This window comes from Seonamhaeicola marinus (genome assembly GCF_008085455.1).
In genome coordinates, this window is record NZ_VSDQ01000573.1 from 1 (window position 1) to 803 (window position 803).

Consider the following 803-nt stretch of genomic DNA (forward strand, 5'->3'; position numbering starts at 1 on the left):
ATGCCGTATTATCGTGTAATCTTAAATCTCTTCTAAACCAAAATACCGAAATACTATCCATAAAAATTTGTTGTGTTTTTAATTTATAATTAATGAGCGTCTTTTACTTCTTCATCTCGATATTTACAACAGGGATGTACTGAATTGTAAGCCTCATCTGTAGCTTTTTTATCTTTAACATCATGTCCAACAGCTAAAATATTTGCCTGAATAGTATCTAGATTGGTTTTTCGTTCGTCAAAAATTAATTTAAGTTCGTGCGTTTTCACATTCCATAAAGCAGATTTTACACCTTTTGTGTTTAAACTTGCTTTTTCTATGCGGCTTTTACACATCATACAAACGCCATCAACCTCTAAACTGGCTCTTGCATTTTTATTTTGTGAAAATGTTATTGTTGCGGTTAGCATTAATGCTAGTGTTAATATTTTTTTCATGATTATTTTATTTTTTTCATTTCCGCGGAAGCGAAAATCTATTTAAATTATTTATTTTATTTAATTCACTCCTTCATTAGAATGATAGCTACTATTTAATTTTAAACCTCAACCCAGCATAATACATGCTTCCAAAAATTGGGCCGTATACAAATGTGGTATCAAAATTTGCTCCAAAAGGGTCATTAGCTCCTAAAACAGGATTTGATTGCCTTACATTTGTTATGTTTTCGCCACCTAAATATACTTCAAATTTAGGAGAAAACACTTTTGTTACCTGCGCATTTAAGGTTGCCAAAGTTGGTGTGCTTTCTGGTAATTGGTATTGAGATGGATTACCTAATGTTGATGCAAACCTTTGGCTAC

1 protein-coding gene and 1 pseudogene are annotated in these 803 nt (G+C 31.6%); both read right to left on the reverse strand.

Annotation, left to right across the window (positions count from 1 at the left end):
• Positions 1-89 precede the first annotated feature (89 nt).
• Positions 90-437: a heavy-metal-associated domain-containing protein gene (locus FUA24_RS08330; RefSeq protein ID WP_147137578.1), complete on the reverse strand. Its 348-nt coding sequence runs from the start codon at positions 435-437 to the stop codon at positions 90-92.
• A gap of 91 nt (positions 438-528) precedes the next feature.
• Positions 529-803, reverse strand: a pseudogene (locus FUA24_RS08335) (TonB-dependent receptor); the annotation flags it as partial.

Excerpts from the sequence above, each read along its gene's own strand:
- FUA24_RS08330 (WP_147137578.1), bottom strand. The coding sequence starts at position 437 with ATGAAAAAAATATTAACACTAGCATTAATGCTAACCGCAACAATAACA.